9 protein-coding genes are annotated in these 6,148 nt (G+C 46.6%); 3 read left to right on the top strand and 6 right to left on the bottom strand.

What is annotated here, in order from left to right:
* Together purN and purM are read right to left on the bottom strand one after the other, a co-directional pair.
* Positions 1–268, bottom strand: a 268-nt coding sequence (gene purN, locus V5298_RS19330; protein ID WP_332933065.1) for a phosphoribosylglycinamide formyltransferase, incomplete at its 3' end; no start/stop codon positions are given.
* Complete coding sequence (gene purM, locus V5298_RS19325; RefSeq protein WP_332933064.1) at positions 268–1,305, bottom strand: phosphoribosylformylglycinamidine cyclo-ligase; 1,038 nt, start codon at positions 1,303–1,305, stop codon at positions 268–270. The genes purM and purN, both read right to left, overlap by 1 nt.
* 206 nt (positions 1,306–1,511) lie before the next feature.
* On the opposite strand from purM, the gene V5298_RS19320 reads away from it, so the two are divergent.
* Together V5298_RS19320 and hda are read left to right on the top strand one after the other, a co-directional pair.
* Positions 1,512–2,780 (top strand): DUF2066 domain-containing protein, encoded by a 1,269-nt coding sequence (locus V5298_RS19320; RefSeq protein ID WP_332933063.1) that lies wholly within the window; start codon positions 1,512–1,514, stop codon positions 2,778–2,780.
* Positions 2,781–2,786: 6 nt separating this feature from the next.
* A complete protein-coding gene (gene hda, locus V5298_RS19315) occupies positions 2,787–3,560 on the top strand; it encodes a DnaA regulatory inactivator Hda (protein ID WP_332933062.1) in 774 nt (257 codons plus the stop codon).
* Between the two features lie 24 nt (positions 3,561–3,584).
* On the opposite strand, the gene V5298_RS19310 is transcribed toward hda, so the two are convergent.
* From V5298_RS19310 to arsC, 3 genes are read right to left on the bottom strand one after another with little or no spacing between them, the layout of a single operon-like run.
* Positions 3,585–4,007 (bottom strand): DUF2069 domain-containing protein, encoded by a 423-nt coding sequence (locus V5298_RS19310; RefSeq protein ID WP_332933066.1) that lies wholly within the window; start codon positions 4,005–4,007, stop codon positions 3,585–3,587.
* 11 nt (positions 4,008–4,018) lie between these two features.
* The gene (wrbA, locus tag V5298_RS19305; RefSeq protein ID WP_332933061.1) at positions 4,019–4,606 is read right to left on the bottom strand and encodes an NAD(P)H:quinone oxidoreductase; all 588 of its coding nucleotides are present in this window, start codon (positions 4,604–4,606) and stop codon (positions 4,019–4,021) included.
* The gene (gene arsC, locus V5298_RS19300) at positions 4,600–4,959 is read right to left on the bottom strand and encodes an arsenate reductase (glutaredoxin) (protein WP_332933060.1); all 360 of its coding nucleotides are present in this window, start codon (positions 4,957–4,959) and stop codon (positions 4,600–4,602) included. The genes wrbA and arsC overlap by 7 nt, the downstream gene beginning before the upstream one ends.
* A 66-nt stretch (positions 4,960–5,025) precedes the next feature.
* Between arsC and V5298_RS19295 the strand changes: the two genes are divergently transcribed.
* Positions 5,026–5,541 carry a TlpA disulfide reductase family protein gene (locus V5298_RS19295; protein ID WP_332933059.1) on the top strand — a complete coding sequence of 172 codons (516 nt, stop codon included), beginning with the start codon at positions 5,026–5,028 and terminating at the stop codon, positions 5,539–5,541.
* A gap of 12 nt (positions 5,542–5,553) precedes the next feature.
* Here V5298_RS19295 and V5298_RS19290 read toward each other — a convergent pair.
* On the bottom strand, positions 5,554–6,148 hold a 595-nt coding region (locus V5298_RS19290), incomplete at its 5' end, for a tetratricopeptide repeat protein (protein ID WP_416351211.1).

The following is a 6,148-nucleotide window of genomic DNA, read 5'->3' as shown; positions in this document are numbered from 1 at the left end:
GCACTACGCCATCTGGTTGATAGCTGTCTATGAGTTTGAGCAGTTCGTTGTCGTACTGTTCACGGCTAGAGTAAGTTTTGTGATCAAGGCATACGGCTTCAATGTCAGCATTCTGCGCTCTGGTCAATCCATAAGCGTCAGGACGATTGGAAATCACCGCGACTATCTCTGCATCGAGTTGTCCGCTGGTAATGCTGTCTATCATTGCTTGTAAATTTGAACCATTGCCTGAAATGAGCACGCAAAGGCGGCGTCTGCTTTTGTCCATTATACGATTTCTACCTGCTCACCGTTGCCACGATCTTCAATATGACCTAAAACCCAAGCTTTTTCGCCTTGTTGTTGCAAGATTGACAAGGTGGTGTCCACGTCGTGTTCATCTACGACTAAGATAAGTCCCACGCCGCAGTTAAAGGTGCGGTACATTTCGTGTTTCTCAACGTTGCCATTTTTTTGTAGCCAGCCAAACACGGTGGGCCATTGCCAGCTACTTTCGTCCACTACCACTTTGGCATTCTCTGGCAGTACACGGGGAATGTTTTCCCAAAATCCACCACCAGTAATGTGAGAAATAGCGGCCACTTTAACGGTTTCCAGCAACGCAAGAACCGATTTAACGTAAATGCGCGTGGGAGCCAGTAAATGATCAATCAACGGCTTGCCGTCTAACTCTGCGGCCACATCGGCCTGGCTAACTTCGAGTATTTTTCGGATCAGCGAATAGCCGTTGGAGTGGGGGCCTGATGAACCCAGTGCTATGATTTTCTGTCCGGGTTTGACACCGGAACCGTCAATAACTTCACTGGCTTCTACAACACCAACACAAAAACCGGCAATGTCATAATCGCCGTCGTGATACATGCCTGGCATTTCTGCGGTTTCGCCACCAATCAGAGCACAACCGGCTTGTTCGCAGCCTTGTCCGATTCCCGTTACCACGTCAGCGGCTACATCCACATCAAGCTTGCCGGTGGCATAGTAATCTAAAAAGAAAAGCGGTTCTGCGCCTTGAACAATTAAATCGTTCACACACATCGCCACCAGATCGATACCGACGGAGTCATGTCGGTTGGCATCCATGGCAACACGCAGCTTAGTACCCACACCATCGGTGCCAGAAACAAGCAAGGGTTTTTTGTATTTAGAAGGAAGCTCACACAAGGCTCCAAATCCACCAAGTCCGCCTTTGACTTCGGGACGCGTGGTTTTTTTCGTTACCGACTTGATTCGTTCCACAAGTTGATTACCAGCATCGATATCGACGCCTGCGTCTTTGTAACTCAGAGATTTGTTATTTTCGCTCACAATTTGGCCCTGGTGCAGTGTATGGAAAAACGCGGATTCTACCAGTAACTTTGGTGAAGTCCAATGTGGAATCGCCCCTTAGCTTTAATTGATCTGTTCAACAAAGCAAAGTTTTCTATAAATGTAGATGCAAAATATTATCAGATAACAGACAATAGCCATTATAAAGATAGGTTTTTGATTTGTCGGAGTCTTGTCACATCTTCATGGGTTCTTCTAATCTCTTTGTTATATCGCGGGTGTTGGTACTTGTTTTGTTGCTGGCCGGTTCCGTTAGTGCCAGTCTGGCAGGTACCTTGGTTTCCGTTAGTCAGGGCAGGGTGGTCGTTGCAGACCAATCGTCGAAAACTCAGCGTTCAGCGGCGCAGCAAGCATTAAAACAGGTCATGATAAAAATCTCAGGCCAGAGGGAAATTTTAGATAATGCCGCCGTAAAAAGTGCCATTCGTGAGCCGCAACAATATATGCGCTCATACCGTTTTGAATACCAAAACAATACGTTGTATTACATTGCGGAATTTGATTTTCAGGCGTTGTCATCCATGATCCAGCATGAGTCCTTGCCTTTGTGGGGGCAACGCAGACCCGATACGGTACTCTGGTTAGCCATGGAAGATGAAAACGGCGATAAATCTATTATTGATGATGGCAGTGTGTCACCTGTGGCAACGCAATTACGGGCATTGTCAGAGGAAAGAGCTGTACCGCTGGTGTTTCCACTCATGGATTTAACGGATTCCACCGCGATTTCCATCTACGATGTGTGGGGGCGTTTTGCCCAAAATCTTACCACCGCCTCGCAACGATATAGCCCAGATTACATCGTCGGTGCTCGACTTTACCGCGTAAAAGAGACCGAAATGCCGGATTTAAGCATCGAACAGCAAACGCAGCAGCAAGCGGCTACCTTACGCTATGAAAGCAACCGTCCTGTGTTGTCTTCCCAAGGGGTGGATGGACTCAGTGAGTTTCTCGTCGATGATCTGCTAAAAGAAGCTCGTGCGCCAGCATTTTCTCAGGATGAATTTGAAGCCATGTCGAATCAAAAGCGTGGCGATTACGGCTTGGATTGGGTGGTTATTTCCCAAGGTAATATCGAGTTTGGTAGTTTATATGGTGATGATGAACTGTCTTTGGCAGCACTGTTTTTTGAAGAGTATGCTGATTTTCTCGGGCAGCATTTTGCCATTATTCCCACAGAAGGTGCGCGTAACACCATAGACATTCAAATCTCAGTGGCCAACCTTGATTCGCTCGCCAAGTATGTGCATGTTGAAAAATATCTGTCTGACATGAGTATGGTTGATGACGCGACTCTGGTAAAACAGGAAGGATCGGTGGCAAGCTTTTCTTTATCGCTATTGGCCGATACCCAAGATTTCTATAACCTTGTTGCATTAGATGAAAGGTTAAAACCTGTGGTTGATAGGGCAGGACAACCCATCGAAGGCTTCAATTTTTATTGGAACGAGTAAGGCCCTATGCAGTTACCTTTGCCTGTGACATTGCCCACCGATGAAACTTTCGAGAGTTTTATTCATGGCGACAATGGTGCACTGGTAGAGTTACTCATCAGCCTTAGCGAAAAAGGGTGCGATTGGCGTAACGACGCTACCTTCGCCGCACTAAGCCACAGTCGGTTACCGGGAATTGCCATCATCGGTGGAGCAGGCCGAGGAAAAAGCCACCTGCTTTATGCCTTTTGCCATCAACTGGCGGCACAAAATATCCACCATATCTATTTAAATATGGAAAATATCGAAGCTTGGTCAGCCGCGGTGTTTGATAGTTTGGAAAGCCTTCCTTTTATTTGTCTTGATAATTTGCATGCCATTGCAGGAAATCGGGTATGGGAAGAAGCGGTATTTCACTTCATCAATCGTATCGTGGATAGTCAAACCGCCGTGTTGGTGTGGGCCTCTCAGCTGGGCTCCCACCACCCGGCATTTATCCTGCCTGATTTACGTTCTCGGTTAAGTTGGGGAGTGACTTTTCAGCTTCATCCTCTTGATGAAGATGACAAAACCCAAGTGCTGAAAAATCGCGCGGCGCAACGGGGGCTAAAGTTCTCTGAGCAGGCAATTCAGTTCTTACGGCATCACACCGACCGGGATCTTCCAACCTTATTATCCTTATTGGACAGGTTAGATACCCGTTCATTACAAGAGCAGAAAAAACTTTCGGTGGGCATGGTAAAACGAGAGCTAGGTCTTGAAATTTCTAAGCCCGATCCATGCCCAGAACCAAAGCCATAATCGGTGATTGACGGGACAGGCTAGTTATTTTTTATCGCCTTCAAAGGTGGCTTTTTCTTCTTCCATAACGTCTTTGAGTTTTTGTAATCCTAATCCCAATTCACGCCCACGAAGACGGGCATAAACACAACAACCGGTGAACATACTACTACAAAGCACAAGTTCTATAATGGCATGAATGCGTTCAGCGGGTACCGCATAAGCCACTGTAAAACCGTGAATCACATAAAAAAGCACAATGAAATTCGCCCAGGCGTGGGTGTAAGGCTTTCCTGCAATTAGCCCCCGTAATGGTAAAATCAGGGGCAAAATATAGATAATAGTGACGAAAAGGGTTGAGTATATACGTTCGTCTACCAACAGAAATTGCCAAACGGTGATCCAACTTAGCAACAGCAAATAGCTGATAAGGGCGAGATAGCGATACTGTCGCGTTTTGGGCATCATTGGAGTCATAACTACCTGCTGTTTAATTGTTTGGTCAAGCGCGCCAGTCGACTACCTTGGGCTTGTGCCAGTAAAAGTTCATCTTTACTTAAGGATGATACCTCATTGGATGCAACGTGGGTGGCACCGTAAGGCGAGCCGCCGGAGGTTGTTTCATGTAGTGCGGGTTCGGAATAGGGTAAACCGCACAGGATCATACCGTGATGGATCAGGGGCAACATCATGCTAAGTAATGTGGTTTCTTGGCCTCCATGCATACTACTGCTAGAGGTGAACACACAAGCGGGTTTATCGATAAGGGCGCCTTTCAGCCACGCTTTACTGGTGTCGTCAATAAAGTGTTTTAACGGGGCCGCCATATTGCCAAAGCGTGTTGGACTACCAAGGGCTAAGGCATGACAATCAAAAAGATCCCTTTCGGTGACATAGGGTGCCCCTTCTTCTGGCACTGCGGCCTGGGTGGATAAATAATCGGCGATGGGCGGCACCGTACGTATCACCGCTTCTACGCCTTCTTTTTCCACGCCCTTGGCAATGTTCATCGCCAAGGATTTCGTACTGCCATGACGGGAGTAATAAAGAATAAGCGCCTTTAGCATGGAAGAATTTCCAACACGGCTTCAGGAGGACGTCCGATGCGGGCCTTATCTTCCACAATGACCACAGGACGCTCGATCAACTTGGGCACCGAGATCATGGCTTCAAGGAGGTCATTCTCACTGGTATTTTTATCATCAAGGCCAAGTTGTTTAAATTCAGCCTCCTTGGTTCTCATCATTTCCCGGTAAGAACTAACACCTAACTTTTCAGCAATTTCGGTGAGCTGGGTTTTATTGAGCGGCTGCTTAAGATATTCAACAATTTCAGGCGCTATCCCCTTGTCTTGTAACAGGGCGAGTGTTTGGCGACTTTTTGAACATCTTGGGTTATGAAGTAGTGTGATCATTTTCATGGTTAACATCTTGTGTAGTATAGTTTAACTCTCAGTGATTCTATCAAGGAAGTGGGCCAATTACCTATGGCTAAACAGAAAAATAAGCGCAGGCAGTTTTCATCCCATCGTTGGGTTGTCTTGGCGGCCTTTATCGCCATCGGGGCGGGCATTCTTTGCTATGACATGCTCAGACCCGATGCCTATACACTACAAGGGGACAAGATCACTTGGCAAAACGCCAATAAGCAATGGCGGCTGGTGAACTTTTTTGCTCCCTGGTGTGCGCCCTGTTTACGGGAAATTCCCGCCCTAAACGCCCTCAACTCACGTGTTACCAACAAGGTTAAGATCTACGGTGTTAGTTTCGATCCTAAAACCGCCACCGAGTTAACCACCTTGGTTGATAACCTTGATATACAATTTGATGTCATTGTGGTGGATGACGCCACCGTTTTTCCTATGCCATACCCTAAATACCTACCCGCAACCTACCTCATTTCGCCTCAAGGTAAGGTAGCGGCAAGCTTGTTCGGTGAGCAAACGGAGCAAACCGTGGCTGATGCGTTGGCGAAACAGGGCATTGGGTTACCGTCCAGGTGATGGGTTGGCAGCTTATAAACGTTTTAACTTCTCTTCTTCTTCTCTTAACTGGCGTATTCGTGCACGAATACGCTGCTTTTCCAGATGATTATCTTGCGTAAAATTATAGGCAAACTGAAGTTCGTCGACGGCCAGTTGGTATACGCCGTTTAATGCCATCACTTCCGCTTTACTCTGATGCATACCTTTAAAATCTTTGTTGTTTTTATAGGCTTCGGTGAGCAACTGATAGGCCAGTTCATATTGGGGATGCACTAACAGAAAATCTTTTAAAATACTGATGGCTTCCTTGTTGCGATTGGCATAGATCATGGCGTTAGCCTGATTGAGCGCCAGAACCTGATTGCGTGGTGTATGGGCAAGATGGGGCGCAAGGCGATCAATGGCTTCATCATACTGTTCGTTGGCGATGGAAATATCCGTTGCAGCATCGAGGTAGAACAGGTTGTCAGGATCTTTATCCAACAGGTGGTCGATGATTTTTTTCGCTGCGGCGACGTTTTCATTTCTAAAATAGGCCAGTGCCAAACCGTAAAGTGCCGCATCCTTTAGAACATATTTTTTCTGATCGATACTCGCTTTAAAGTAATCTAGGCTGTATTTTTTT

Source organism: Alteromonas sp. 14N.309.X.WAT.G.H12, assembly GCF_036697315.1.
Taxonomy (GTDB): Bacteria; Pseudomonadota; Gammaproteobacteria; order Enterobacterales; family Alteromonadaceae; genus Alteromonas.
Note: the sequence above shows the minus strand (reverse complement) of the source record. Positions and strands in the feature narration are given on the sequence as shown.